26 protein-coding genes are annotated in these 23,173 nt (G+C 75.0%); 16 read left to right on the top strand and 10 right to left on the bottom strand.

Translation table 11 applies throughout. The features are described from left to right. Nucleotides 1-94 precede the first annotated feature (94 nt). A complete protein-coding gene (locus ABD343_RS33295) occupies nt 95-1,255 on the top strand; it encodes a pyridoxal-phosphate-dependent aminotransferase family protein (protein ID WP_344533632.1) in 1,161 nt (386 codons plus the stop codon). A 3-nt stretch (nt 1,256-1,258) separates the two neighbouring features. Here ABD343_RS33295 and ABD343_RS33290 read toward each other — a convergent pair whose 3' ends face one another. Further along, a complete protein-coding gene (locus tag ABD343_RS33290; protein WP_344533630.1) occupies nt 1,259-2,686 on the bottom strand; it encodes a sugar porter family MFS transporter in 1,428 nt (475 codons plus the stop codon). A gap of 134 nt (nt 2,687-2,820) precedes the next feature. Here ABD343_RS33290 and ABD343_RS33285 point away from each other — a divergent pair, with 134 nt between their 5' ends. Genes ABD343_RS33285 through ABD343_RS33275 form a run of 3 tightly spaced genes read left to right on the top strand, consistent with a single transcriptional unit; the run spans nt 2,821 to nt 5,226 of the window. Beyond that, nucleotides 2,821-3,531, top strand: coding sequence for a GntR family transcriptional regulator (locus tag ABD343_RS33285; protein WP_344533629.1), 711 nt, complete (start codon nt 2,821-2,823; stop codon nt 3,529-3,531). Further along, on the top strand, nt 3,528-4,472 hold the full coding sequence (locus ABD343_RS33280) for an ROK family protein (RefSeq protein WP_344533628.1): 945 nt from the start codon (nt 3,528-3,530) through the stop codon (nt 4,470-4,472). The genes ABD343_RS33285 and ABD343_RS33280 overlap by 4 nt, the downstream gene beginning before the upstream one ends. Before the next feature lie 31 nt (nt 4,473-4,503). After that, a complete protein-coding gene (locus ABD343_RS33275) occupies nt 4,504-5,226 on the top strand; it encodes an N-acetylmannosamine-6-phosphate 2-epimerase (protein WP_344533627.1) in 723 nt (240 codons plus the stop codon). Nucleotides 5,227-5,251: 25 nt separating this feature from the next. Here the strand turns inward: ABD343_RS33275 and tatA are convergent, their stop codons facing one another. After that, entirely contained in the window at nt 5,252-5,467 is a 216-nt protein-coding gene (gene tatA, locus ABD343_RS33270; RefSeq protein WP_344533626.1) for a Sec-independent protein translocase subunit TatA, read from the bottom strand. A gap of 81 nt (nt 5,468-5,548) precedes the next feature. Between tatA and ABD343_RS33265 the strand changes: the two genes are divergently transcribed. Further along, nucleotides 5,549-7,003, top strand: coding sequence for an LCP family protein (locus ABD343_RS33265; protein ID WP_344533625.1), 1,455 nt, complete (start codon nt 5,549-5,551; stop codon nt 7,001-7,003). Here ABD343_RS33265 and mgtA read toward each other — a convergent pair. Both mgtA and ABD343_RS33255 read right to left on the bottom strand, forming a co-directional pair. After that, nucleotides 6,994-9,675: a magnesium-translocating P-type ATPase gene (gene mgtA, locus ABD343_RS33260; protein WP_425578332.1), complete on the bottom strand. Its 2,682-nt coding sequence runs from the start codon at nt 9,673-9,675 to the stop codon at nt 6,994-6,996. The genes ABD343_RS33265 and mgtA overlap by 10 nt on opposite strands. Next, complete coding sequence (locus tag ABD343_RS33255) at nt 9,668-10,030, bottom strand: ArsR/SmtB family transcription factor (protein WP_344533624.1); 363 nt, start codon at nt 10,028-10,030, stop codon at nt 9,668-9,670. Before ABD343_RS33255 ends, mgtA begins: the two co-directional genes overlap by 8 nt. A gap of 142 nt (nt 10,031-10,172) precedes the next feature. Here ABD343_RS33255 and ABD343_RS33250 point away from each other — a divergent pair, with 142 nt between their 5' ends. Next, nucleotides 10,173-10,298, top strand: a complete 126-nt coding sequence (locus tag ABD343_RS33250; RefSeq protein ID WP_344533623.1) for a hypothetical protein — start codon at nt 10,173-10,175, stop codon at nt 10,296-10,298. Nucleotides 10,299-10,344: 46 nt separating this feature from the next. Here ABD343_RS33250 and ABD343_RS33245 read toward each other — a convergent pair whose 3' ends face one another. Next, nucleotides 10,345-11,214, bottom strand: coding sequence for a LysR family transcriptional regulator (locus ABD343_RS33245; protein ID WP_344533622.1), 870 nt, complete (start codon nt 11,212-11,214; stop codon nt 10,345-10,347). Between the two features lie 113 nt (nt 11,215-11,327). Here ABD343_RS33245 and ABD343_RS33240 point away from each other — a divergent pair, with 113 nt between their 5' ends. From ABD343_RS33240 to ABD343_RS33220, 5 genes are all read left to right on the top strand, one after another. Beyond that, complete coding sequence (locus tag ABD343_RS33240) at nt 11,328-12,221, top strand: MBL fold metallo-hydrolase (protein ID WP_344533621.1); 894 nt, start codon at nt 11,328-11,330, stop codon at nt 12,219-12,221. A gap of 194 nt (nt 12,222-12,415) precedes the next feature. Further along, on the top strand, nt 12,416-12,634 hold the full coding sequence (locus tag ABD343_RS33235; protein ID WP_344533620.1) for a hypothetical protein: 219 nt from the start codon (nt 12,416-12,418) through the stop codon (nt 12,632-12,634). Between the two features lie 121 nt (nt 12,635-12,755). Beyond that, nucleotides 12,756-13,010, top strand: coding sequence for a hypothetical protein (locus ABD343_RS33230; protein WP_344533619.1), 255 nt, complete (start codon nt 12,756-12,758; stop codon nt 13,008-13,010). Nucleotides 13,011-13,375: 365 nt separating this feature from the next. Continuing rightward, nucleotides 13,376-13,729, top strand: a complete 354-nt coding sequence (locus ABD343_RS33225; RefSeq protein ID WP_344533618.1) for an ADP-ribosylation/crystallin J1 — start codon at nt 13,376-13,378, stop codon at nt 13,727-13,729. A gap of 171 nt (nt 13,730-13,900) precedes the next feature. Next, nucleotides 13,901-15,073, top strand: coding sequence for a hypothetical protein (locus ABD343_RS33220; RefSeq protein ID WP_344533617.1), 1,173 nt, complete (start codon nt 13,901-13,903; stop codon nt 15,071-15,073). Nucleotides 15,074-15,227: 154 nt separating this feature from the next. Here the strand turns inward: ABD343_RS33220 and ABD343_RS33215 are convergent, their stop codons facing one another. Then, on the bottom strand, nt 15,228-16,124 hold the full coding sequence (locus ABD343_RS33215; protein ID WP_344533616.1) for an EamA family transporter: 897 nt from the start codon (nt 16,122-16,124) through the stop codon (nt 15,228-15,230). A gap of 68 nt (nt 16,125-16,192) precedes the next feature. Here ABD343_RS33215 and ABD343_RS33210 point away from each other — a divergent pair, with 68 nt between their 5' ends. Further along, nucleotides 16,193-17,071 (top strand): LysR family transcriptional regulator, encoded by an 879-nt coding sequence (locus tag ABD343_RS33210; RefSeq protein WP_344533615.1) that lies wholly within the window; start codon nt 16,193-16,195, stop codon nt 17,069-17,071. Here the strand turns inward: ABD343_RS33210 and ABD343_RS33205 are convergent. After that, the gene (locus tag ABD343_RS33205; RefSeq protein WP_344533614.1) at nt 17,053-17,604 is read right to left on the bottom strand and encodes an RDD family protein; all 552 of its coding nucleotides are present in this window, start codon (nt 17,602-17,604) and stop codon (nt 17,053-17,055) included. The genes ABD343_RS33210 and ABD343_RS33205 overlap by 19 nt on opposite strands. Before the next feature lie 78 nt (nt 17,605-17,682). Here ABD343_RS33205 and ABD343_RS33200 point away from each other — a divergent pair, with 78 nt between their 5' ends. Beyond that, the gene (locus ABD343_RS33200) at nt 17,683-18,180 is read left to right on the top strand and encodes a GNAT family N-acetyltransferase (protein WP_344533613.1); all 498 of its coding nucleotides are present in this window, start codon (nt 17,683-17,685) and stop codon (nt 18,178-18,180) included. Nucleotides 18,181-18,212: 32 nt separating this feature from the next. On the opposite strand, the gene ABD343_RS33195 is transcribed toward ABD343_RS33200, so the two are convergent. Genes ABD343_RS33195 through ABD343_RS33185 form a run of 3 tightly spaced genes read right to left on the bottom strand, consistent with a single transcriptional unit; the run spans nt 18,213 to nt 20,397 of the window. Next, entirely contained in the window at nt 18,213-19,061 is an 849-nt protein-coding gene (locus ABD343_RS33195; RefSeq protein ID WP_344533612.1) for an alpha/beta fold hydrolase, read from the bottom strand. 52 nt (nt 19,062-19,113) lie between these two features. Next, complete coding sequence (locus tag ABD343_RS33190) at nt 19,114-19,923, bottom strand: aminoglycoside adenylyltransferase family protein (RefSeq protein WP_344533611.1); 810 nt, start codon at nt 19,921-19,923, stop codon at nt 19,114-19,116. Between the two features lie 18 nt (nt 19,924-19,941). Continuing rightward, nucleotides 19,942-20,397 carry a MarR family winged helix-turn-helix transcriptional regulator gene (locus ABD343_RS33185; RefSeq protein ID WP_344533881.1) on the bottom strand — a complete coding sequence of 152 codons (456 nt, stop codon included), beginning with the start codon at nt 20,395-20,397 and terminating at the stop codon, nt 19,942-19,944. A 164-nt stretch (nt 20,398-20,561) separates the two neighbouring features. Here ABD343_RS33185 and ABD343_RS33180 point away from each other — a divergent pair, with 164 nt between their 5' ends. The 3 genes from ABD343_RS33180 to ABD343_RS33170 all read left to right on the top strand — a co-directional run bounded on the left by ABD343_RS33180 (nt 20,562) and on the right by ABD343_RS33170 (nt 23,113). After that, on the top strand, nt 20,562-22,019 hold the full coding sequence (locus tag ABD343_RS33180; RefSeq protein WP_344533610.1) for an MFS transporter: 1,458 nt from the start codon (nt 20,562-20,564) through the stop codon (nt 22,017-22,019). Between the two features lie 124 nt (nt 22,020-22,143). Further along, entirely contained in the window at nt 22,144-22,467 is a 324-nt protein-coding gene (locus ABD343_RS33175) for a plasmid stabilization protein (RefSeq protein ID WP_344533609.1), read from the top strand. Nucleotides 22,468-22,477: 10 nt separating this feature from the next. After that, nucleotides 22,478-23,113, top strand: coding sequence for a DNA polymerase ligase N-terminal domain-containing protein (locus ABD343_RS33170; protein ID WP_344533608.1), 636 nt, complete (start codon nt 22,478-22,480; stop codon nt 23,111-23,113). Nucleotides 23,114-23,173 lie beyond the last annotated feature (60 nt).

Raw genomic sequence — 23,173 nt, 5'->3', positions numbered from 1 at the left:
CGGGGACCGCGCGAGGGGCGTGCGGGGCCACGTCGTACAGTCGGGCAGTACCGGGGCCGTGAGGGATGCGGCCCGCTGCTGCTGGAAGGCGCCCGTGACCGCGACGAACGACCCCGCGACTCCCGCGACGAACGCTCACCCGTCCCTGCTGGACCTCCCGCCGCTCGGCGCGGACCGCTTCGCCGCGATCGAGGACAAGGTCGCCGCGCTGCTGGGCACCCGCTCCGACGTGGTGATCATGCAGGGCGAGGCGCTGCTGCCGCTGGAGGCCTGCATCCGCTCGGCCGCGCCGCGCGGCAGCACCGCGCTCAACATCGTGACGGGCCCGTACGGCGAGACGTTCGGCGGCTGGCTGCGCTCCTGCGGGGCGGAAGTCGTCACGCTCAGCGCCCCGTTCACCGGTGCCGTCGCCGCCGGTCAGGTCGCGGAGGCGCTGCGCGCGCACCCCGGCATCGGCCTGGTGAGCCTGGTCCACGCGGAGGCGGCGACCGGCAACACCAACCCCGTCGCGGAGATCAGCGCGGTCGTGCGGGAGCACGGGGCGCTGCTGATGCTGGACGCCGTCGCCTCGGTGGGCGCGGAGCCGCTGCCGACCGACGAGTGGGGCGTCGACCTGTGCGTGATCGGCGGCCAGAAGGCGCTGGCGGGGCCCGCCGGGGTGTCGGCCGTGTCGGTCAGCGCGCGGGCGTGGGAGCGGATGGCGGCGAACGAGGACGCGCCGCGCCGCTCGTACCTCTCCCTGCTGGACTGGAAGGAGCGCTGGCTCGACGGCGGACGTGCCGCGCTGCCGCACGCCCCGGCGCAGTTGGAGATGCTGGCGCTGGAGCAGGCCGTCGACCGGGTCGCGGCCGAGGGGCTCGGCGCCGCTTTCGCCCGGCACCGCGCCGCCTCTGCCGCGCTGCGGGCCGCCGCGCGCGAACTCCCGGGCCTGGACCCGTACGTGGTGCGGGACGAGGACGCCGCCCCGGCCGCCACCACGCTGCGCACGGCCGACGGGCTCGACGCGCGCGACGTGGTGGAGGCCGCGCTCAAGGACGGCCGCGACGTGCCGCTCCAGGCGGCGGGCGGCGCGCTGGCCCGGGAGATGCTCCGGGTCAACCACTACGGCCGCGCCGCCGACCGCGCCGTGGCGACGGACACCGTACGGGCCCTGGCCGCCGGGCTCGCCTCGCTCGGCACCCCGGGCGCCGACGCGGCGGCGGAACCGGCCGTCGCCGCCGCGGAGTCCGCGTGGGACGCGATCGCCGGGGCGTGAGCCTCAGCGCGGGGCTCCGGCACGCGGGGCGCCGGCACGCGGGGCGAGTTCGCGCTCGATCTGTTCGAGGCTCTTGCCCCGCGTCTCCGGGATGCGGCGGGCCGTGAAGACGGCGAGGAGGGCGCAGACCGCCGCGTAGAGCGTGAAGGTGCCCGCGCCGCCGAGCGCGTCGAGCAGCGTGAGGAACGTGAGCGAGACCAGGAAGTTCATCGTCCAGTTCGAGAACATGGTGAGGCTCATCGCCGTCCCCCGTACCCGCAGCGGGTACAGCTCGGAGGGGATGATGAAGACCACGACGTTGAGCGTGGTGGCGACGGCGGCGATGAAGAGGACCACGAAGAGCACCGCGAGCCACGCGAACGACGAGTCCTGGCCCCCGGCGGCGAGCGTCGCGGCGAGCCCGGCGAGCGCGAGGGCCATGACGACGGCGCCCGTGCCGAGCAGCCTCGTGCGGCCGAAGCGGTCGACGGCGAGCATGCCGACGGGCGTCATCACCAGGTTCACCACGCCCACGCCGACCGTCGCCAGGACGGCCGAGGACGAGCCGAGGCCGCTGCTCTCGAAGATCTTCGGCGCGTAGTAGATGACGGTGTTGACGCCGGACGCCTGGCCGAGGATCTGCAGGCCGACGCCCGCGACGAGCGCCGGGCGCACCGAGCGGTCGGCCAGGGCGCGCCACCGTCCGCGGCGGGGTGCGGCGCCCGCTCCGGCGGCGGGCCCCGCGGTCAGTTCGGCCAGCTCGCCCTCGACGGCCCCCGGGTCGCCGTCGCCGCGGACCCGCCGCAGCGCGGCGCGGGCCCGCTCGGTGGCGCCGCGCAGCGCGAGCCAGCGGGGCGATTCGGGGAGCAGGAGCATGCCCGCGCCGAAGAGCACGGCGGGCACGGCGGCGAGGCCGAACATCCAGCGCCAGTCGTGCGGGACGTCCTTGAGCGTGTAGTTGGCGACGTACGCGAGGACGATGCCCAGGGTGATCATCAACTGGTTGAGGCCCACCAGGCGGCCGCGGAAGCGGGGCGGCGCGACCTCCGCGATGTAGACCGGCACCAGGTTCGAGGCGGCGCCGATGCCCAGGCCCAGGACGACGCGCGCGGCGGTGAGCAGCGCGGCCGAGGGCGCGAAGGCCGCCATGGCGGCGCCGAGCGTGAAGATCCCGGCGGCGGCGACGAGCACGGGGCGGCGCCCGTACCGGTCGGAGAGGTTCCCGGCCCCGGCGGCGCCGATCATCGCGCCGACCAGGATCGAGCTGACGACGACGCCCGAGCCGAACGAGGAGAGCCCGAAGTCGGACTCGATGTCGAGCAGCGCGCCGGAGATGACGCCCGTGTCGTAGCCGAACAGCAGTCCGCCGATCGCCGCGACGAGGGCGACGCCGGTCACCGGGCGCAGGCTGGCTCCGCCGCTCCGCGCCACGGTGGTGCTGGGTGACGCCATGGCACTTCCCTTCTCCACATCCCCCGAAATTGGCAGGTACCAATTTGGCAGTTCACTTGGACGGAAACAAGATGGGCCGTAGAATTTTCCATATTGGTTGGTACCTATCCGAGCGATCCGAGTGAGGGTGAAGCGTGGCCAGACAGGCCAAACACGAGGAGCTGCGGCAGGCGCTCCTCGCCGAGATGGCGGGGGCCGAGCCGCACAGCCCGCTCCCGACCGAGCGGGAGATCTCCACCCGGCACGGCGTCTCGCGCAACACGGTGCGGCAGGCGCTCGACGCCCTGGAGGCCTCCGGCACCGTCTACCGGGTGCAGGGCGCGGGCACCTTCGTCGCGCCCGCCGTCGTCTCCAAGTCCCTCTCGCTGACCTCCTTCTCCGAGGACATGCGCGAGCGGAACCTGGAACCGGCCTCCCGGCTGCTCGCGGCCGGGACCGTGCGGGCCGGGCGGCAGGTCGCCGAGCAGCTCGGCATCGCCCCCGAGGCCGAGGTCGTCCGCGTGAGCAGGCTCCGGCTGGCCGACGGCTCGCCGATGTGCCTGGAGAACGTGCACCTGCCCGCCGACCGCGTGCCGGGTCTCGCCGACGAGGACCTCAGCGGCTCGCTCTACGCACTGCTGAGCGAGCGGTACCGGCTGGAGATCCGCTCCGCCGAGCAGGTCGTCCGCGCCGTCGATCTCGACGACACGGAGGCGGCGCTGCTGGGCGTCCCGCTCGGCAGCTCGGGCCTGCGGGTGCGGCGCGTCGGCCTCGACCGCCGCGACACGCCTGTCGAGGCCACCACGACGCTCTACCGCGCGGACCGTTACGACATCCGCTTCACCGTGCGCAGGGGGCAGTCATGACGGAGCCCGGGAAGGACCGGGGCCGTACGACGGTCGGCGTCGATGTCGGCGGTACGAAGATCGCCGCCGGGCTCGTGTCCGGGGACGGCACGCTGCTGGAGACGCTCGTACGGCCGACCCCGGCCGCCGAGGGGCCGTCCGCCGTGCTCGACGCCATCGCCGCGGCCGTACGCGAACTCGGCGGCCGGGAGCGGGCCTCGGGGCTCGGCATCGGCACCGGCGGCGTCGTCGACCGCGACCGCGGAGTGGTGCTGTCCGCCAACGACCTGCTGCCCGGCTGGGCGGGCACCCGCCTCGCCGACGAGCTGCGCGCCCGGCTGGACCTCCCGGTCACCGCCGACAACGACGCGAACGTCTTCGCCCTCGCCGAGCAGACCTTCGGCGCGGGCGCGGGCGCCTCCTCCGCGCTCTACGTGAGCGTGGGCACCGGCATCGGCGGCGGGCTGGCCGTCGGCGGGCGGCTGCTGCGCGGCGCGCACTGGACGGCGGGCGAGTTCGGCCATATCGCGGTCCCCGAGGCCGCCGGCCGGCCCTGCAACTGCGGGCGTACGGGCCATCTCGAGGCCGTCGCCTCCGGGCCCGCCATCGCCGCGCGGTTCGCGGAGCTGACGGGCGGCGGGCGCGGCGGCGACCTGCGCGAGGTCGCCGAACTGGCCGCCTCCGGGAACGCCGCGCACGCCCACGAGGCCCGTACGGCGCTCGCGGAGGGCGCGGGCGCGCTCGGCAGGGCACTGGGCGGGCTGGTCAACACCGTCGACCCGGAGCGGGTGGTGATCGGCGGCGGCGTCGCCTCCATCGGCACCCCGTTCTGGGAGCCGCTGACGGAGGCCTTCGCGGCGGAGCTGCTGCCGCAGCCCTCGGGCCTGCGGCCGCTGCCCGCGAAGCTGGGCCCGCGCGCGGCGGTGATCGGGGCGGCCGCGCTGCTCCTGGAGGAGCGTTGAGAACCACGTCGAGCGAGCTGAAGGACGGAGCATGACCGAGGTGACATCCGACGAGGACCGGAGCGACGGCGCGAAGGACCTGCTGGAGACGGTGCGGGGCGGGCTGATCGTCTCCTGCCAGGCGCCGCCCGGCGATCCGCTGCGCGCGCCCGCGCACATCGCGGCCATCGCCGCCTCCGTGGTGGCGGGCGCCCCGGCGGCCGGGCTGCGGGTGCAGGGGGTGGACGACATCCTCGCCGTACGGGAGGCGGTCGGGGACATGGGCCCGCCGCCGGTCATCGGACTGTGGAAGGACGGCGCCGAGGGGGTGTTCATCACGCCGACCGCCGCGCACGCCGTGGCCGTCGCCGACGCGGGCGCCGAGATCGTCGCCGTCGACGCGACCGCGCGCCCCCGCCCCGACGGGCGCCCGCTGAGCGAGACCGTGGAGGCGGTGCACGCGCGGGGCAGGCTGCTGATGGCCGACGTCTCCACCGTCGAGGAGGGCGTCGCGGCGGCGGGCCTCGGCGCGGACATGGTGTCCACGACCCTCTCCGGGTACACCCCGTACAGCCGCCGGGCCCCCGGGCCCGATCTGGAGCTGGTCGCCGAGCTGGCGGCACGGCTCGACGTGCCGGTCTTCGCCGAGGGGCGGTTCCACACGCCGGAGCAGGCCCGGGCCGCGCTGGACGCCGGGGCCTGGGGCGTCGTCGTGGGCGGCGCGATCACCGCCCCCGCCGCCATCGCGGCCCGCTTCGCCGCCGCGCTGGACTGACGTACGGGGAGGGGGGCGCCCCCGGTCATCGCTCCCGGGGAGCGGGCGCCGCCTTCCCCTCGCCGTCCCCCTCCCCTGCCGCGGTCTCCTTCTTCAGCGCCCTGGTCTCGCTCTTGAGGATCCGCAGCGACTTGCCCAGGGAACGGGCCGTGTCCGGGAGCCTCTTGGAGCCGAAGACCAGCACCACCACCAGGGCCACGACCAGCAGGTGCCAGGGCTCCAGCCCGTTGCGCAGGAACATCGTTCGCCACCCGGCTTTCTCTCACTCGCTTCCATACTTGCTACATTGCGCAACTGTACAAGCAAGTGGGGAGGGGTGCGGATGCCCGGCAGTCACAAGGCGACGGCCAGGGGCCGTGGCGGGCGGCGGCGCAGGCGGAGCCGCGCGCGGACCGTCGCCGTGGTCGCGCTGTCGTTCCTGGTCCTGCTCACGGCGGGCGTCTCCTGGCTCTATCTCCAGCTCAACGGGAACATCGAGACGTTCGGCTCCGACGGCCTCAGCCGGGACCGTCCCGACGGCGGCGCCGGAGGCCAGAACGTCCTGGTCATCGGCTCCGACGCGCGCACCGGCGGCAACCGCGCGCTGGGCGGCGGCGCCGAGGACGACGTGGGGCGCTCCGACACCGCCTTCCTCCTGCACGTCTACGGCGACGCCCGGCACGCGGTCGCGGTCTCCTTCCCCCGGGACACGCTGGTCGACATCCCGCCCTGCAAGCTGCCGGACGGGAGCTGGACGAAGCCCAGGACCGGGACGATGTTCAACGCGGCCTTCTCCGTCGGGCAGACCGCGAAGGGCAACCCGGCCTGCACCCAGAACACCGTCGAGAAGCTGACGGGGCTGCGCGTGGACCACACGGTGGTCGTCGACTTCAAGGGCTTCGCGGCGATGACCACGGCCGTCGGCGGCGTGCCCGTCTGCGTGCCCAAGGACCTCCACCAGGGCGATCTCAACCCGAACCGGGGCTCGCCGGGCAAGCGGATCTTCCGCAGGGGCGAGCAGACCGTCGAGGGGCAGCGGGCACTGGACTACGTCCGGCTCCGGCACGGCCTCGGGGACGGCTCGGACATCGGCCGTATCAAACGGCAGCAGGCTTTCGTCGGTTCGCTCGTCAAGAAGATCAAGGAGCGGGGCCTCAGCCCCACCACGCTGCTGCCCCTGGCGGACGCCGCGACCAAGTCCCTGACCGTCGACGAGGGCCTGGGCACGCCGAAGAAGATGGTGGACTTCGCGATGTCGCTGAAGAACGTCGACCTGGCCGACACCCGCTTCGTCACCCTCCCCTGGCGCTATCAGGGCAACCGCGTCGCGATCGTCCGCCCCGAGGCCGACGCGCTCTGGGCCGACCTGCGCGCCGACCGCACCCCGGACAGCGTGCCCTCGCCCTCGTCCTCGTCCTCGCCCGCCCCCTCCCCCTCCGGCCCGCGCCCGGGCAAGGGGATCGGCGTCGCCGTCCGCAACGGCACCCCGACCCCGGGGCTCGCCGCGACCGCCGCCCGCGAGCTGCGCGACCACGACTTCACGGTCACCTCCACCGGCAACGCGGACGCCTCCGGCAGGACCCGTATCGCCTACGGCCCCGGGGAGCGGCGGCACGCCGAGGCGCTCGCCTCGCACTTCCCCGGCGCCCCGGTCGAGCGCGCCGCCCGGCCGGGCCTCACCGTCACGCTGGGCGCCGACTACGCGCCGGGCTCGCCGTCCCCCTCCCCCTCCCCCCGCAAAACGCCCAAGGGCCGCTCGGCCGCGGACGACCTGTGCGCCGACCTGTCCTACGGCTGACCGCCGAGGTGCCGGGCCGCGTAACGCGCCCTGGCCGCCGCCAGGGCGCAGCCGTACAGGCCGAGGACCAGCGCGAGCAGCGCGTACGCGACGGGCGGCAGCGGGGCCGTTCCGAGCGCGGGGCCCAGCGGCGTGAACGGGATCAGCACGCCGAGGACGCCCAGCCCGGCCGCCGCGAGCCCGACGGGCCCCCGCACCCGGCCGCTGCCGCCGCGCAGCAGGAGGATGACGAGGCCCTGGGTCAGCAGGTTCTCCGTGAACCAGCCGCCGTGGAAGACCTCCGGCTCCGCGCCGGTCACCGCGGAGTGCGCGGTGAGGGCGATCACGGCGAACGTGGCGAGGTCGGCGAGCGCGTTCAGCAGCCCGAAGCGGGTGAGGAAGCGCAGCAGCTCGCGCGGGTCCAGGGCCGTCGGACGGGCCGGCACGGCGCGCGGGCGCCGGTCGAAGGCGAAGGAGAGCTGGGCCGCGTCGAAGCAGAGGTTCTGCGCCAGCACCTGCGCGGGGAGCATCGGCACGAACGGCAGCAGCAGGACGGCGACGAGCATCGCGAGGGCGTTGCCGAGGTTCGAGGAGAGCGCGACGCGCAGATACGTGGCGATGGCGACGCCCCCGCGCCGCCCCGCGTCGACGGCGCGGGCGACCGCCGCGAGGTCCTTGTCGCCGAGCACCACGTCGGCGCCCTCGCGCGCCACGGCGACCGCGTCGCGCGGGCACAGCCCGACGTCGGCGGCGCGCAGCGCGGCGAGGTCGTTGACCCCGTCGCCGAGGAACCCGGTGGTGTGCCCGGCGGCGCGCAGCGCCGTCACGATCCGCGCCTTGTGCGGCGCCGCGCACCGCGCGAACACGGCGGTACGCGTCACCGCCCCGGCCAGCTCCTCGTCGGACAGCGCGTCGATCCGCTCCCCGGTCAGCAAGCCCCCGCTGCCCGGCCGCGGGTCGAGGCCCAGCTCGTGCCAGGCGCGGGCCGCGGTCTCCGGGTGGTCGCCGGTGACGAGGCGTACGGCGATGCCCCGGTCCCGCAGGGCGTGAAGGGCGTCCGGGGCGGTGGAGGCGAGGGCGTCGCGGAAGGTGACCAGGCCGGTGAGGGCCAGGCCGCGCTCGTCGGCGGGGGTCCAGTCGCGGGCCCGGGGCGTGCGGGTGGCGGTGGCGACGGCGAGGACGCGGAGGCCGTCGGCGGCCTGGCGGGCGGCGAGGGCGCGCACCCGTGCGCGCGCGTCCTCATCCAGCGCGCACCGTTCGAGGACGTTCTCGACGGCACCCTTGACGACGAGGGTGTGGGCGCCGAGCACGCCGGGGCGGCGCAGGACGGCGGTGGAGAGGCGCCGCGCGTGGTCGAACGGGAGGGCGGTCACGCCCTCGTACGCCTCGTCCTCACCGCACGGGTCGGCGTCCGCGTCGAGGAGGGCCTCGTCCAGCGCGTCGGGAGCGGGGAGTTCGGCGAGCTGGAGCGTCCACGCGGCGTTGAGCGCCGCCCAGCGCAGCACCCGGGCATCGTCGCGCCCGTAGGCGTCGAGGGCGCGGTCGACGACGGGCCGGTCCTGGGTGACGGTGCCCGTCTTGTCGACGCAGAGCACGTCCATCGCCGCGAGGTCGTGCAGCGCGGGCAGCCGTCTGACGATCACCCGGCACTCGCGGGCCAGGGCGACGCCGCCCCGCGCCAGGACGGTCGTGACGACGACGGGCAGCATCTCGGGCGTGAGGCTGACGGCCACCGCGACGGCGAACGGCAGCGTGCCTCCCCCGTGCTCGCCGAACGCCGCGTCGGCCATCAGCACCAGCGGCGGCGTCAGCAGCATGAAGCGGATGAGGATCCAGGAGATCCCGTAGACGGACCGGTCGAACGCGCCGATCCCGCGCTCCCGCGCCGCCGCCTGCCCCGCGGCGAGCTGGGTGTCGGCGCCGGTCGCCACCACGACGGCCGTGCCGCTCCCGGATGCCACGCCGCTGCCCTGGAAGCAGAGGTGGGGCCGGTCGAAGAGCCCCGGCCCCGGCTCCGCCAACGACGGGGCGTCCTCGGGAGGGTGCTTGGCGACCGGTGCCGACTCGCCCGTCAGCGGCGCCTGGTGCACCCGCAGCCCGCTCGCCCGCAGCAGCAGGACGTCCGCCGGTACGAGGTCGCCGGGCCCGAGCCGGATGACGTCGCCGGGCACCAGTTCGTCCACGGGCACCTCGCGCACGCGGGGCTCCCGGCGCCCCTCCGCCGTCCGCCGCAGCACGGTCGCGGTGTCGGCGACCAGCGCGCGCAGCGCGGCCGACGAGCGGTCGGCGCGGTGCTCCCCGGCCGTACGGACCGCGCAGCTCACGGTGACCAGCGCGAGGATCACCAGGGCCGTGCCCCAGGACGTGACGGCGGCCGACACCAGGCCGAGGCAGAGCAGCACCGAGGTGAACGGGTCGCGCAGCCCGCGCGCCATGCGGCGCGGCAGCGACGGCGTACGGCGGGCGGGCAGCGTGTTCGGGCCGACGGCCGCGAGCCGTTCCTCCGCCCGCTCCTCCGTCAGCCCCTTGGGCCCCGACTCCAGGGAGCGCAGCACCTGGAGGGGGGTGGGCAGGGGCAGCGCGCCGTCGTCGGCCACGGGGACCGGGCCGACGGGGTCCGGAGCCACGGGCACGGGCACGGCCTCGGGCGCCGGACCAGCGGACTCGGGCGCGCGGCCACCGGCCTCAGGCACCGGACCAGCGGCGGCGCGGCGGGGCCGCCCGCTCGTCGCGCTCGGCGAGCTGGCCGAGCATGACCTGGACGACGGTCACCACGCCGGGGTCGTCGACGAGATAGACCTGCCGCCGCCCCTCGCGGCGCGAGCGGACGAGCCCGGCGAGCTTGAGCTTCGCGAGGTGCTGGCTGACGGCGGGGAGCGTGCCGCCCACCCGTTCCGCGAGGTGGCTCACGTCGCACTCGCCCTGCGAGAGCGCCCAGACGAGGTGCAGCCGCGAGGGGGAGGCCAGCAGCCCGAACGCCGCGGCGGCCTCGTCCAGCAGTTCCGGGGACGGGTCCCCGGAACTGCCGCTCTCTGAGCCCGCCGCCACCGTGGTTCTCCCGTCTGCCCCGTCCGTTCCGTAGCGGGCCTCAGTCTAGGACGCGGCCGTCGGCGGCCGGAAAACGGCGGCGTCGCGCGAGGCAGTGCCGGGAGAAACGTTTCTGAGTCCGCGCCGGGTCGTTGTTGGCAACGTGGAGTATGACGAGACGGAAAGCCGACCGCGGACGCCCCGGTGGGTCGCCTGGGCCCGTTGGATCCTGATGGCCATCGCCGTGGCCTCGATGGCCGCCGCGTTCGTGCTCGCGATGACCGAGTGACCGCGTACGGCCGCCCGGGTCGCGGTGGCCTCGGTGGCCGCGCGCCTCAGTGGGCCGCTCCGGCGAGGCGGACGAACGAGTGGACGAGGGGACGGGCATCCGCGCTGTTCCAGGCGACGACGAGGCTGCTGGGCTCCATGTCGAGCAGCGGGACCACGGTCAGACCGTCGGGCAGGGCGTGGGTGAGGGGAGCGATCCCCACGGTGCCGCTCCACAGCACGGCCTGGAGGCACTCGTGGACGGTCCGCACCACGGGCCCGTCCCCCGCTCCCGCCGATCCGCCCGTTCCGTCCGTCCCGCCGCACCAGTACGCCGACCACACCGGATCGGTGCCCTCCGGCAGCCGGAACCAGGTGCGCCCGGCGAGCGCGTCCAGGGGCAGCGCGCCGTGCCGGACGAGGGGATCGTCGGCGCGCAGGACCACGCCGACGGGGTCGGTGCGCAGCACGCGGGTGGTCAGCCCCGTCTCGTCGAACGGGGTCCGGGTGAGCGCGACATCGACCAGGCCCGCGCGCAGCCCCGTCGTCGGATCGGCGAAGTCGGCCTCGCGGACGACGACGCGCACGCCGTGGTGGCGCCTGCGGTAGGCGGCGGCCAGCCGGGCCCCGGCCTGCTCGGCGCTGTCGGCGAGGATGCCGAGGGTCAGCGTGGCCTCGCCCGCGGCCGCCGCGACCCGCTGCCGCGCGCGCTCGGCCTGCTCCAGGAGCGCACGCGCCTCCTCGTAGAGCGCCGTGCCCGCCGGGGTGAGCGCGACACCCGTCGCCGAGCGGCGCAGCAGTACGGCGCCGAGGTCGGACTCCAACTGCTTGACGGCCCTGCTCAGCGGCGGCTGGGTCATGCGCAGCCGGGCGGCGGCCCGGCCGAAGTGCAGCTCTTCGGCCACGGCCACGAAATAACGCAGCGTCCGCAGGTCCATGAGCGGGGACGATACCCGCGCGGTATCGGGCCGCGCTGAAGCGGTGTTGGACTCCCGCGCCCGGCACGGGGTGGACTCGGGGGTGAACAGTACGCGTGCGAAGGAGAGTTGCCGTGAGAGAAGCCGAGCCCGTGGTGCGCGTCGAGGGCGCCTACGAAGTCGCCCCCGACCTCCTGGTGATACCGGACCGCCGGGTGCAACTCGTCCCGAACGTGGGCCTCATCGGCGGCGAGGAGGCCGTCCTCGTCGTCGAGACCGGGATGGGCCCGGAGAACGCGGCGGAGGTGCTGCGGTTCGCGGCCGAGTACGCCCGGGGCCGCAGGCTGTATCTGACCACGACCCACTTCCACCCCGAGCACGCCTTCGGCGCGCGGGTCTTCGCGGGCGCGGCGACGTATCTCGCCAACCGCGCCCAGGCCGAGGACCAGAAGGTGAAGGGGCCCGGCTATCTGGAGATGTTCCGGGAGTTCGGCCCGCTGGTCGCCCGGCACCTGGACGGCGTGGAGCTGACGGCCCCCGACGTCGTCTACGACCACTCGTACGACCTCGATCTCGGCGGGCGCGTGGTGCGGCTGCGGCCCACCGGGCGCGCGCACAGCAAGGGCGACCAGGTGGTCACGGTCCCGGACGCGGGGGTGATGTTCACGGGGGACCTCGTGGAGGCCCGGCAGTTCGCGATCTTCCCCTGGTTCCCGCCGCACGACACCGACGTCTCGGGCCTCCGCTGGCTGGTCGTGCTGGAGCGCCTCGCCGACGAGCGCCCGGGCATCGTGGTGCCGGGCCACGGCGAGGTCGGCGGTCCCGGGCTCCTCGCGGACGTACGCGACTATCTGCGGCTGCTGCGCGACGAGACGTGGGCGCGCCGCGACTCGGCGATGGGAGAGGAGACGATCGCGGAGGAGGTGCACGCCGTGATGCTCGCCCGGCACCCGGAGTGGGAGGGCCGCGAGTGGATCGAGAAGGGCGTCCGCTGCCTCTGCGCGGAGCACGGCGCCGGGCACGCGTGACGGACGGGGCGTGACGGGCAGGGCGTGACGGACGGGGCGTGACCGCACGGCGTACGGGCACGGGGCCGGGCCGGGGCCGGGCGCCGGTGCGATGAACCGACCCCCACCCGGGCGTACTCGGCGGCGGACGCGTGCCCCTCGGCGTGCCCGGCGCGTTGACGGGGTGAACCGCCCCCTTCCGAAGGAGCACCGCCGTGCATCGTTCGCTCGCCGCCGCCGTGACCACCGCCGCGCTCGCCCTCGCCGTCGCGCCCGCCACCACCGCGCAGGCCGCGGAGACCGGTCAGGGCGGCGACACGGGCAAGGCGGAGGAGATCCTGGGCACGGTCGTCAAGTCCGTCACCCAGAACGGCCTTCCGGTCGGTCTGCCCACGGACGGCCTGCTCAGCAGCGTCGTCCCGCTCACCCGCTGACCCCGTACGACGGCGCCGGTCCCCCGCCCTTCCCCTTCTCCGGGCGCGGGGGCCGGCGCCGTCGTGCGTGGGCCTACACTCGCTGTCCGTCCCACGGTCCCGCCGTCCCCTGGAGTGCCGCATGTCCCTGGACATGTTCCTCACGCGCATGCGGAACCTCGTCGTCGCATGGGCGCCCGGGTGTCTCGCGTTCACCTGGTTCCTGACACGGGAGGAGGGGTGGCACATGAGCTTCCTGGCCCTGTGCCTGCTGCCGCCCCTCGGTGCCTACCTGGGGATCCGCGCGCACCGCGAGATCCGTCCCGGGCTGGCCTGGGCGGCGGGCGCGCTGGCGTTCGGGCCGCTGGTCCTCGTCGGCGCCCTGGAGGCCGCCTGACCGGTGCCGCGCGAGCGGCGTGGCCGACCGCCGCCGGATGGCTCGACGACGGCCGGCCTGTGACCCGGGGCGCGGTGACGGCCCCCCTCACGTCCCGGGCCCCCTTGCCCTGCCGGCCGAGGTCCGCGGCAGGGTCCCGCCCGGGTCCGCCCGAGCGGCGCGCGGGTGGGGGCGGTCCCGACGGGGATGGGCTCCGGGTGCGCCCGCCGCGACACCGTCGCCGCGCGGGCGCCGTTCGCCGAGGTCTGGGGCGAAGCCGATACGCCTCCCGTATGCCCGTCCTCGGGGAGCGGAAACCGCGTGGCCGCCCCGGCGCGGACGCCGGTATCGTCCGGCCGACCGACGAGCGTACGGAGGCGTGACCCATGAGCAGCAGGCGCACGACGACCACCCTGTGGCGGCCGGCCGGCCCCGAGGAGCTGGACCTCGTGCGGGAGCTGGAGTGGCGCGCCTGGCCGCCGCGCCTCCCCGAGCAGCCGATCTTCTACCCGGTGCTCAACGAGGAGTACGCCGTCAGGATCGCGCGCGACTGGAACGTCAAGCACAGCGGCGCGGGCTTCGTGACGCGCTTCGAGGTGGACACGGAGTTCCTCGGCCGGTACCCGGTGCGGCGCGCCGGGGGCGAGACGATCCTCGAACTGTGGGTGCCCGCCGAGGAGCTGGACGAGTTCAACGCCCACATCGTGGGGACGATCGAGGTCGTCCGCACATTCCGCTGAGGCAGGCGCCGTGGGGTCCGCTGGATCCGCGAGGGCTGCCCCGGGGCGACGACCGGGCCCTCCCCCACGTGCCGTAGTCCGGCCGCTTTTGCCACGCGCGTGACTAGCCGTGCTCCCGGGGGCCGTGCAGGGTTGTGGGTTTCTGACCGCGTGTGGGGAGAGGGGTCGGCAATGGAGCGAAGACGTTTCGTGGCGGGGGCGTTCGGTGCCGCGTCGGGGCTGGTGGTCGCGGGAGGGGCGGGCCAGGCCTGGGCGCGGCCCGGACCCACGGCGCCCCGGGCGGGCGCGCTCGCGGAGTGGAGCGCCGTGCCGTCGCCCGGCAGCGAGCCGGGGGCGCATCTGCGCGGGGTCGCCGCGCTGGGCCCGCGGGCGGCCTGGGCGGTCGGCGAGGAGGCCCGGCCCGCCGCCGGGCAGCGGGGACGGCCGCTGGCGATGCGCTGGGACGGCTCCGCCTGGGCGAAGGCGGACACGTCCGGGCTGAAGTTCACCGGCGGCCTGCTCTCGGTGGCCGCCACCGCGCCGGACGCGGTGTGGGCCGTCGGCTCGGCCGAGAACGGCTCGGGGCGGCTGGTCCGCTGGAACGGCACCGCGTGGCGCCCCGTCGACCACCCCGGCAGCGGCAGCCCCGACACGGTGCTGTGGGCCGTGGCCGCCGGGTCCGGCCGCGAGGTGTGGGTGACCGGGCGTCAGGCGGGCGCCGTGCGGCTGCTCCACTGGAACGGCAAGCGCTGGAAGTGGCTGGCCCCGCTCCCCGTCGACCAGCCGGACGCCGCCTCGCTCGGCTCCGTCACCGTCGGTCCCGGCGGCGTCGTATGGGCGTGCGGGAGCCAGGCCACGGGGAGCGGCGTCTGGGGCGGGCTCGTGGCCCGCTGGGACGGCGCGTGGACCGTGCTGCCCTCCGTGGGCGGCATCCGCTCGGGCATCAGCGACGTGCTGGCGGTCGCCGACGACGACGTGTGGGGCGTCGGCGCGGCCTTCGGCGTGGGCGGGCCGCCCGGGAAACCGCCGGGCTCCGTGCTCGCGCACTGGGACGGTACGGCGTGGACGTACGTCGACGACGGCATCGGCCCCGGCGCGCTGCTGGGCATCACCGCCGACGACGCGGGGCGGCCCGCGTGGATCTGCGGCTGGGAGTTCTGGGACCAGAAGCGCAGCGCGTATCTGCGCTGGGACGGCACGAACTGGCAGCTCGTGCGCGGCCCGGCGGGCGACGCGGCGCCGACCCCGTACATGTACGACGTGACGCGGGTGCCCGGCACCTCCGCGTACCTCTCCGTGGGCCGGACCGGCGCGTCGGAGAACCCGCCGTCGACGGCGTACAGCGAGATGACACCGGGCGCGTAACGCGGACCGGACCTGGGCAGGGGCTGCCCCTTGCCGTGTTGTGCAGGCTGCGGCTGTCGTCGTGGCTGGGCGCGCAGTTCCCCGCGCCCCTGACGGGGCTCTCCGAGGAGCACCCTCAAGGGGCGCGGGGCAGCTCCTGTCCAGCAGTCACGGTCTAGGCGGCGCCCCGCGCGCGGGCGCTCGCGGCTACCGCGTTGGCCGTGACCACGACGGCGACCGCTGTCCAGGACGCGGGGTCCAGGTGTTCGCCGAGGACCGCCGTGCCGACCAGGGCGGCGAAGACCGGGTTGACACTCATGAAGACGCCGAAGAAGGGGGCGGGGACGCGGCGCAGCGCGAGCAGGTCGGCGAGGAACGGCACCGCCGACGAGAGCACCCCGGCCGCCACCGCGCACAGCAGCGCGAGGGCGGTGGGCCGGTGGAGCCAGAGGACCGCGACGCCGACGGGCACGTAGAGCAGCGCGGAGACGGCCGCCGCCGTGGCCGATCCCTGGAGGCCGGGCAGGCGTCGGCCGACGGTGCGGTTGAGCAGGATGTAGCAGCCCCAGCAGACGGCGGCGAGCAGCGCGAGCCCGATGCCGGGGTAGTCGGTGCTGGGCCGGGGCCGGGTGAGGACGACGACGGCCCCCGCGGCGGCGAGCGCGCACACGAGGTCGGTCCGGCGCCGCGACCCGGCGAGCGCGACGGTGAGCGGCCCGAGGAACTCCAGGGTGACCGCGAGGCCGAGGCCGATGCGGTCGATCGCCGTGTAGAGCGCGAGGTTCATGGCCGCGAACACCGCGGCCAGGGCCAGTACGGGACGCCACTGCGCCGCCGTGAACGACCGTGGCCGGGGCCGTCCGGCGGCAACCAGCACCACGGCGGCGACCCACTGGCGTACGGCCACCACGCCCGCGGGACCCAGCGCGGGGAAGGCGAGCGCGGCGACCGAGGCGCCCACCTGGTTGGACAGGCCGCTGCCCAGCATCAGCGCGACGCCGGACCAGCGGGCGGCGGCCGGGTCCGGAACGGCTCCGGCGGGCGGGGTCTTCGCGGGCGCCTGTCTCGTCATGGCACGACGATCCAGCCGCCCGCACCCCGCGCAAAATGCGCCGGGAGCGCCATCCATACGATGAACGCATGCATGAGAGAGTCCGCGGGCGCGAGCTGGAGCTGCGGCATCTGCGCTGCCTCGTCGCGATCGCCGACACGGGGACGCTCACCGACGCCGCGATCGAGCTGGGCGTCTCGCAGGCGGCGGTCTCGCGGACGCTGCTCGCGCTGGAACGGATCCTGGGCGTACGGCTGCTGCACCGCACCAGCCGCGTCTGCGTGCCGACGGCGGCGGGCGCGCGGGTCCTGGCGCGGGCGCGGCATCTGCTCGCCGAGGCCGACGACCTGGTCCACCGCGCGACGGCGGGCCACACCCGGCTGCGCGTCGGGCACGCGTGGTCCGCGATGGGGCGCCACACGGCCGAGTTCCAGCGCCGCTGGCGCGAGCGCCACCCCGAGGTCGAACTGCGCCTGATCCGGCACAACACGCCGACGGGGGGCCTCGCGGAAGGGCTGTGCGACCTGGCCGTCGTCCGTACGGAGCCGGGCCCGGGGAGCTACGCGGAGGCCGTCGTCGGGCACGAGCCCCGTGTCGTCGCGCTCGCCTCCGACGACCCGTGGGCCCGGCGGCGCGGGGTCCGGCTGGCGGAGATCCGCGAGCGCACCCTCATCATCGACCGCCGCACCGGCACCACGACGCTCGGCCTGTGGCCCGAAGGGGCCCGCCCCTCGGTCGAGTTCACGCAGGACATCGACGACTGGCTCGCGGCCATCGCGACCGGGCGCTGCGTCGGCGTCACGCCACGGGCCACGGCGGCGCAGTACCGGCGCGACGGCATCGTCTACCGCGCGCTGCGCGACGCGGAGCCCGTTCCTGTACGGCTCGTCTGGCGCCGCCACGACCCGCACCCGGCGACGGACGCCGCGGTGGCCCTGCTCGGCGAGCTCTACCGCGAGGGTGCGTAACGCGCGTAACGCGTGTCCGGGCGGAGGTCCCTGCTGCGCACCTGCCGGACGCCGCAGATGTCCTCGTACAGCTCGCCGTCCTCGTTGTCGCGGACCGTGCCCCGGGGAGAGCCGCCGGTCAGCACGTTGATCCAAGAGCGCAGCCAGTAGTACGGCTGGAGGGGCAGCCAGCACAGGCCGGAGAGCCAGCGCCAGGCGAGCCGGAACGGGCCGGGGCGCGTGCCGTCGGTGGCGCGCACGACCCGGATCCGGGCGAGGAGCTTGCCGACGCTGGCGCCGCACGCCCAGGTCAGCAGCGTCTGGTTGACGAAGGAGAAGCCGACCAGAGTGCCGAGCGCGGCGCCCGTCGCGCGCCCGCCGGTGGGTGTGCCGTCGGGCCCGGTGTCCTTGCCCAGGGCGACCGCGACGAGGAGCCCGAGCGTCACGGCCAGCACCAGGTCCACGGTCACGGCGGCATAGCGCCGCAGCTCGCCCGCGCGGCGCGGTATGTGCGGACGGTACGGCGCGTACTGATTCCCCCGAGGATCGATCATGGCTCTCATCCTGCCAGCCCGGAGTGCGGCCGGAGGGCGGGGGTTTCGTAAGCGTCACATCCACTATAGGGTCATTACATGACCGAGGTGAGAGCTGCCGTGGAGGACGACATCGCGGAGCTGGTGCGGCTCCGCGCCCTGCTCTTCGAGACGTTGGGCGGAGATTTCTTCAACCCCGGGTCCGCCGACCCCTCGTGGCGCGTGACCTGCGCCGCCGTGTTCAAGGAACAGCTCGCCCACGACGGCACGCGGATCCTCGTCGTGGACGGCACAGACAGCACAGATGACACAGGCGGCTCCGACGGCCTCGCCGCCTGTGTCATCGGCACCACCGAACTGCGCGTCCCGAGCCCGCATCTGCCGCGCGGCCGGGTCGGGAACGTGATCGGGGTCGTCACCGACCCCGCGTACCGGCGGCGCGGCCACAGCCGGGCGCTCATGCGGGAGCTGCTCGACTGGTTCCGGGCGTACGGGGTGGACCGCGTCGATCTGCACGCCTCCCGCGAGAGCGAACCCCTCTACCGGGCCCTGGGCTTCGCCGACCACCCGGACCCCTCGCTGTACTGGCACCCGTAGGGCCAGAGCCAGGGCGAGGGCGAGGGCGAGGGCTACGGGGCCAGGAACGCCGCCGTGACCGAGGTGAAGCGCTCCGGGTCGTCGAGCCAGGGGTGGTGCCCGGCGCCGGGCTGGACGACGAGCTGGGCGTACGGGAAGAGTCCGGCGTACTCGGCCATCGCGCGCGGCGGGGAGTTGAGGTCCACCTCCCCGGCGAGGACGAGCACGCAGGAGGCGAGGCGCGCGAGCGCGGCGCGGGTGGCCTCGGGCTCGTACGCGCCGTCGGAGCCGTAGACGGCGGCGGCCCCGTCGTTGCGCTGCTCGGCGTCGGCGGCGTCCAGGGCGCGCGCCGCGTCGTCCCAGCGGCCGTGCAGGAACGGGGCGACGGCCTCCCAGTGCGTGTCCTTCCCCCGGCCCGCCACGATCTCCTCCAGCGCCGCGAACGCGGCCGGGAACCAGGGCTCGCCCTCCCGCAGCCGCGCCGTCTCCAGCCGCTCCTCCCCCGTGACCCCGATGCCGACGGCGGCGACGCTGGGCGTGATCAACGCGAGGCCGCCGACGCGTTCGGGATGCCGGGCGGCGTAGAGCACGGCCAGGTTCGCGCCCGCGCAGTGCGCGAGGAGGTCCACCCGCTCCACGCCCAGGTGTGCGCGGAGCGCCTCCACATCGTCCACGAGCCGGTCGCAGCGGTACGTCCCCGGGTCGTCCGGCGTCGCGGACGACCCGGTGCCGCGCAGGTCGAGGGGGACCAGCGTGCGGCCCGCGGCGCGCGCGAGCCCGCCGAGGTCGCCGAGGTACGCCGAGGCGCGCATCGGGCCTCCGGGCAGACAGATCACGGGCGGCCCCTCGCCGTACGCGTGATGGGCGAGCGCGGTTCCGTCGTACGCGGAGAAGGTCGGCATGCGCCGACCCTGTCAGGGCGGCTCGCCCCGGGACAACCGGATTCGGCCCCGTCTACGGCGACTTCATCGCCGCCCGTACCTCCGTGAGCGTGGTGCCCGCGAACTCGCGGGCCGGCGCGTCGATACGGGCGAGGACCTCGTCGACGTGCGGGCGCAGCCGGGCACGCAGCGCGTCGGACCAGGTCTCCTCGGCGTACGAGGAGGTGCGGTAGAGGTCCCTGGCGTGCTCCAGGACCGGGCGGTGCTCCGGCGGGAGGCGGTCGAGGGCCCAGTCGGCGGCGGTGTCCTTCGGCTCGATGTCCCCGGTGGCGAGCGTGACCCAGACGCGGGCGAGGGTGAGGAGGACGTTGCGCGTGTCCTCTTCCAGTTCGCCGAGGAGTTCGGGGACGCCCGCCACGCTCGCCCGGACGAGATCGGCGTGCGGCACGGGGTCGAGGACCTGTGCGGGAGGCGGGCCGAGCAGGGGGTGGTCACCGGCGAGGGCCGTCGTGATCAGCAGCGCGAGGTCCGGCATGGGCCCCGGCCGCGGCACGGCACCGGCCGCGAACTCCTCGCGCAGCCACTCCCCGTAGAGGAAGTCCCCGGTCGGCGGGGTGCGCCACGGGCTGACCTCGGACCGGACGACGACGGTGAGTTCGACGGGCCGCACCCCGGGCGAGAGCCCGGAGATCCTCAGCAGACCCTCCAGCAGCGCCGCCCGTTCGCGCGCGGCCATGCCGCGCCGGGTGACGACCAGCACGTCCAGGTCGCTGGCGGGCCGGAGCCCGCCGAGCACGGCGGAGCCGTGCAGATACGCGCCGATGACCTCGGTGCCCAGAACGTCGCGGACGAGGGAGACGGTCTCCTCGGTCTGATCACCCATCGCGCCAGTCTACGAACTTCAGGGGCGGGGCCAGGGGCGGCCGCCGAGCCGTTCGATGTCGGTGTTGAAGCGCCGCAGGTACGAGGCGAAGGCGGCGATGTCCTCGTCGGCCCATTCGGCCATGACGCGGTCCAGCGCCTCGACGAGCCCCTCGCGCTCCTCGTCGAGCAGCCGGGCCCCCTCGTCCGTCAGCCGGAACTTGCGGGCCATGCCGCCCTCGGGGTCGGGGATGCGCTCGACGAGCCCGGCACGCATGGCCGCCGCCGTCTGCCGGTTGAGGGTGGAGGCGTCGAGCCCGAAGGCGTCGCTCAGCTCGCCGATCGACATGGGCCCCTGGACACGGATGCGGCTGAGCAGGATGTACGCGCTGCGCTCCATGACCCCGCCCTTGCGCCGGGTGCCCCGGTGGAGGGGGAGCCCGTGCCTGCTGAGGAGCATCTGCTCGTACTCGACCTCGTGCGTGGGCCTGTCCATCCGCGCCATCTGCCTGCTGCCTCCTGCTTGCCGTGCCCGCCGTTCCGCGCGCCGGGCCCTCATCCTCGCACGGCGATATGCATCGACCATACGATGTGAGTCATACATGTGATGTGTACGATGCATATCCCTTGCCGACGCAGACCTCCGAGGAGTCCGCCTTCATGGAAGCCCCCCAGCACTCAGCCCGCGCCGGCGGCGTGGTCGCCACGCTGGCCTTCGCCGGAATCACCGCGGCGATCATGCAGACGCTGGTCACCCCGCTCATCGCCGAACTGCCGCGCATCCTGGACACCAGCTCCTCGAACGCCGCGTGGGTGATCACCGCGACCCTGCTCGTCGCGGCCGTCTGCGTGCCGGTCTTCGGGCGCCTCGGCGACCTCGTCGGCAAGCGCCGGATGCTGCTGGCGTGCACCGTGCCGCTGATCGCGGGCTCCGTGCTCTGCGCGGTCTCGTCCTCCGTCGTCCCGATGATCGTCGGGCGCGGCCTCCAGGGCATGGGGATGGGCATGGTGCCGCTCGGCATCGCGCTGCTGCGCGACGTGGTCCCGCAGGAGCAGCTCAGCTCGTCGATCGCGCTGGTCAGCGCGTCGATGGGGATCGGCGGCGGCCTCGGCCTGCCGATCGCGGCGGCGGTGGCGCAGTACGCGAACTGGCGCGTGCTCTTCTGGGGCTCCGCCGCCTTCGCCGTGGCGGTCGCGGCGCTGATCTGGTTCCTGATCCCGGAGGTGCCCGCCGGTGCCCGGGGCCAGCGCTTCGACGTGCCGGGCGCGCTGGGGCTCGGCGCCGGGCTGGTCTGCCTGCTGCTCGCGGTCTCCAAGGGCGCCGACTGGGGCTGGGGCTCGGGCACGACGCTGGGCCTGTTCGCCGCGGCCGTCGTGGTGCTGGGCGTCTGGGGCCTGTGGGAGCTGCGCACCCGGGACCCGCTGATCGACCTGCGCACCACGGCCCGCCCCCGGGTGCTGCTCACCAACGCGGCCTCGGTCTTCGTCGGCGTCGGGATGTACGCGGCGATGCTGATCGTGCCGCAGCTCCTCCAGTTCCCGGAGGCCACGGGGTACGGGCTGGGGCAGTCGATGCTCGCGGCGGGCCTCTGGATGGCGCCGGGCGGCATCATGATGATGCTCGTCTCGCCGCTGGGCGGAAAGCTCACGAACGCGCGCGGGCCCAAGTTCACCCTCATCTGCGGCGTGCTCGTGATCGCCGCCGGGTACGGGCTGGCCCTGGGCCTGATGGGCTCCGCGTGGGGGCTGATGCTCGTCTGCATGGTCATCAACAGCGGCGTGGGCCTCGCGTACGGCTCGATGCCCGCCCTGATCATGAGTTCCGTGCCGCTCTCCGAGACGGCGGCGGCCAACGGCTTCAACACGCTGATGCGCTCCCTGGGCACCTCGGTCGGCGCCGCCGTCATCGGCGTCGTCCTCGCGCAGATGACCGTCACCATGGGCGGTCACACGATCGCCTCGGAGGACGGATTCCGCACCGGCCTGGTCGTCGGCTGCGGCGTCGCGCTGCTGGCCGGGGCGATAGCCGCCGTCATCCCGGCCGCCCGTCCGGCCGCCTCCGGGGAGGGGAAGCCCGGCCGCTCGGCGGAGCCCGCGCAGGCCCCGGCGGGCGCCTGACGCCTGACCCCTCCGACCTCCGCCGAGTCGCCGATCCCGTGCATCACCTCGATCCTGAAGGGGACACGGAACAGACGGAGCGCACAGCGACGTACCGCACAGCGACGACCGGCCAGGAGGAACCATGCCCGCGGGGTCCAGCAAGAAGCGCGAACGGCAGTACGAACACATCAAGGAAGGCGCGAAGCAGCAGGGCGCCTCCACCCGCCGGGCGAAGGAGATCGCCGCCCGTACGGTCAACAAGGAAAGGGCGCAGTCCGGCGAGGCCAAGAGCGCCAGCCGTACCTCCGTACGGGACAAGCCCGCGCCGAAGCGCGGCGGCGAGCGCTCGCACAAGGGCGCCGGGGGCCCCACCCGCGACCAGCTCTACAACGAGGCGCGGCAGCGCGGCATCGAGGGCCGCTCCAACATGAACAAGAGCCAGCTCCGCAAGGCCCTCGGCCGCTGAGGGGTTCCCCATGAGCGGCAAGGGCACCGGCAAGGGCGAGCGCGAGGACGACGGCCAGGAGCGGCTGCGGACGTACCGCGGCAAGCGGCACTTCGGCAGCACCGCCGAGCCCGAGGGGGACGGGGCGCCCGAGGGGGACGGCGAGGGCGGGGACGAAGGACACCGTTTCGTCGTCCAGATCCACGACGCGACCACCCTGCACTTCGACTTCCGGCTGGAGGTCGACGGCGTGCTCAAGTCGTGGTCCGTCCCCAAGGGCCCCTCGACCGACCCGCACGACAAGCGGCTCGCGATGCCGACCGAGGACCACCCGCTGGAGTACCGCACGTTCGAGGGCGTGATCCCCCGCGGCGAGTACGGCGCGGGGCCCGTCATCGTCTGGGACACGGGGACCTACGAGCCGCTGAAGGCCGACTTCCCCCGTGCCCTGGAGAAGGGCCACGTCTCCTTCCGGCTGCACGGCGCGAAGCTGCGCGGCGCCTGGGCGCTCACCCGCTTCCGCAGCGGCGAGGAGGGCGAGCGCGAGGCGTGGCTGCTGGTGAAGGAGAACGACGGGCGGGCGGGTTCCGCGCACGGCACCCCCGATCCGGCGCGGGCCCGCTCGGCGCTGAGCGGGCAGACCCTGCGCCAGGTCGCGGGGGGATAGGGAATTTATGGTCCGCACCATATGACGCTCCTATCAATGAAGTTGAGCGGTACACTTTCT

This window comes from Streptomyces albiaxialis, assembly GCF_039530985.1.
Lineage (GTDB): Bacteria > Actinomycetota > Actinomycetes > Streptomycetales > Streptomycetaceae > Streptomyces > Streptomyces albiaxialis.
The sequence above is the reverse complement of the archived record's forward strand: the minus strand, read 5'-3'. Positions and strand labels throughout refer to the sequence as shown.

Excerpts from the sequence above, each read along its gene's own strand:
- ABD343_RS33290 (WP_344533630.1), bottom strand. The coding sequence starts at position 2,686 with ATGGCGTCACCCAGCACCACCGTGGCGCGGAGCGGCGGAGCCAGCCTG.
- ABD343_RS33280 (WP_344533628.1), top strand. The coding sequence starts at position 3,528 with ATGACGGAGCCCGGGAAGGACCGGGGCCGTACGACGGTCGGCGTCGAT.
- ABD343_RS33275 (WP_344533627.1), top strand. The coding sequence starts at position 4,504 with ATGACCGAGGTGACATCCGACGAGGACCGGAGCGACGGCGCGAAGGAC.
- tatA (WP_344533626.1), bottom strand. The coding sequence starts at position 5,467 with ATGTTCCTGCGCAACGGGCTGGAGCCCTGGCACCTGCTGGTCGTGGCC.
- ABD343_RS33265 (WP_344533625.1), top strand. The coding sequence starts at position 5,549 with ATGCCCGGCAGTCACAAGGCGACGGCCAGGGGCCGTGGCGGGCGGCGG.
- ABD343_RS33245 (WP_344533622.1), bottom strand. The coding sequence starts at position 11,214 with ATGGACCTGCGGACGCTGCGTTATTTCGTGGCCGTGGCCGAAGAGCTG.
- ABD343_RS33230 (WP_344533619.1), top strand. The coding sequence starts at position 12,756 with ATGTCCCTGGACATGTTCCTCACGCGCATGCGGAACCTCGTCGTCGCA.
- ABD343_RS33225 (WP_344533618.1), top strand. The coding sequence starts at position 13,376 with ATGAGCAGCAGGCGCACGACGACCACCCTGTGGCGGCCGGCCGGCCCC.
- ABD343_RS33220 (WP_344533617.1), top strand. The coding sequence starts at position 13,901 with ATGGAGCGAAGACGTTTCGTGGCGGGGGCGTTCGGTGCCGCGTCGGGG.
- ABD343_RS33215 (WP_344533616.1), bottom strand. The coding sequence starts at position 16,124 with ATGACGAGACAGGCGCCCGCGAAGACCCCGCCCGCCGGAGCCGTTCCG.
- ABD343_RS33210 (WP_344533615.1), top strand. The coding sequence starts at position 16,193 with ATGCATGAGAGAGTCCGCGGGCGCGAGCTGGAGCTGCGGCATCTGCGC.
- ABD343_RS33205 (WP_344533614.1), bottom strand. The coding sequence starts at position 17,604 with ATGATCGATCCTCGGGGGAATCAGTACGCGCCGTACCGTCCGCACATA.
- ABD343_RS33200 (WP_344533613.1), top strand. The coding sequence starts at position 17,683 with ATGACCGAGGTGAGAGCTGCCGTGGAGGACGACATCGCGGAGCTGGTG.
- ABD343_RS33195 (WP_344533612.1), bottom strand. The coding sequence starts at position 19,061 with ATGCCGACCTTCTCCGCGTACGACGGAACCGCGCTCGCCCATCACGCG.
- ABD343_RS33190 (WP_344533611.1), bottom strand. The coding sequence starts at position 19,923 with ATGGGTGATCAGACCGAGGAGACCGTCTCCCTCGTCCGCGACGTTCTG.
- ABD343_RS33185 (WP_344533881.1), bottom strand. The coding sequence starts at position 20,397 with ATGGACAGGCCCACGCACGAGGTCGAGTACGAGCAGATGCTCCTCAGC.
- ABD343_RS33180 (WP_344533610.1), top strand. The coding sequence starts at position 20,562 with ATGGAAGCCCCCCAGCACTCAGCCCGCGCCGGCGGCGTGGTCGCCACG.
- ABD343_RS33175 (WP_344533609.1), top strand. The coding sequence starts at position 22,144 with ATGCCCGCGGGGTCCAGCAAGAAGCGCGAACGGCAGTACGAACACATC.
- ABD343_RS33170 (WP_344533608.1), top strand. The coding sequence starts at position 22,478 with ATGAGCGGCAAGGGCACCGGCAAGGGCGAGCGCGAGGACGACGGCCAG.